The organism is Mesorhizobium sp. M4B.F.Ca.ET.089.01.1.1, assembly GCF_004022605.1.
Classification (GTDB): Bacteria; Pseudomonadota; Alphaproteobacteria; order Rhizobiales; family Rhizobiaceae; genus Mesorhizobium; species Mesorhizobium abyssinicae.
The window spans coordinates 1-1,096 of sequence record NZ_RZOS01000894.1; the positions used below are offsets into that span (position 1 = coordinate 1).

1 protein-coding gene is annotated in these 1,096 nt (G+C 62.0%); it reads right to left on the reverse strand.

Features of this window, described 5'->3' with window-relative positions; translation table 11 throughout:
• Nucleotides 1–1,096, reverse strand: a 1,096-nt coding sequence (locus EN780_RS39230) for a hypothetical protein (RefSeq protein WP_189557023.1), incomplete at both ends; no start/stop codon positions are given.

Consider the following 1,096-nt stretch of genomic DNA (forward strand, 5'->3'; position numbering starts at 1 on the left):
GCGCTGGTCGAGCACCTGGTCAAGTTCGGCCGCATCGTTCCGCAGCGCAAGATAGGCTCGGAAATCGCGGTCGAGGCTCCAGAGCGTGTCGTAGATTTCGTCGGTAGGCCTGTTGGCCAGCTTTGCATGCAGCAGGGCGGCCGCCGTGGTGCCGCCGTTCAGGAATTGTCCGGACACAAGCAACTGGGCCCGTTGCATCGCGCTCACTATCTCGCTGCCCTCGATCCAAGGATTGCCCGTATAGTTTATGTCCGCTGCCAATCCGAAGGTGTGCATGCTGTGTGTGGTCGCGGCCGGCCTGGCTCCGCGGTGGAATTCTGCGATGCCAAGCGCCAATCCGAGCTTCACGGGGGTCATGCCGCTGTAGGCAGGCAACCCAAACAGGTGCCGCTCGGCAGCCCTCAAGCGGCGCAGCAAGACAGCGTGGACGCCGTTTCGGAACGTCTGCCCCAGAAAGGTTGGCGCGGTCATGTGCCGGAACCAGTTCGCCGCGTTCAAGGTCGCTGGTGGTGCAGGATTGTCGGCTGAGCCGGAAAGCTTCTTGTCGATCTTGCTGAGACGGGCTTGCGCAGTTGGATTGGCGATGTCTACCTGGTTCAGACCCGGGCGGCCAAGGTATAGCCCCAAATTGTCGAGGGTTGACTCGCCGCAGCGCCCATCGCGCTGCGCTGGGTCGGTATAAACCTTGCTTTGAAACTGGTGAATCGCCTCGACGAGCACCCTCTCGTCAGTTGCCGACGCAGCGCCGTTGGCGCTCTCGAGCGCAACCTTCACGGCAGGAAAGTCAACGTACGGTCCTAGCGCGGACGATATCCGGCCGAGGCTGATGCCCGACGCGCTCGGATGCTTTTGCTGGTTCCATAGGAGCGCCGCGCCATTGTCGTTCAGCGTCAGAAGAGGCATCACGACGCGCCGCTCGGCGCTTGAAAAGGGTGTGACCGCCACGGTCGGATCGGCGTAGACCAACTCGCTTGCCAGGGCCGCCATCTCCTTCAGGACGGTCTTACTGGGCGTCAAGACAAACAGCCCATGATCGCGATGCCGACGGCCTTTCCGGCGCCACGTCTTGTAGATGCCTTCGATACTGAAAACATGC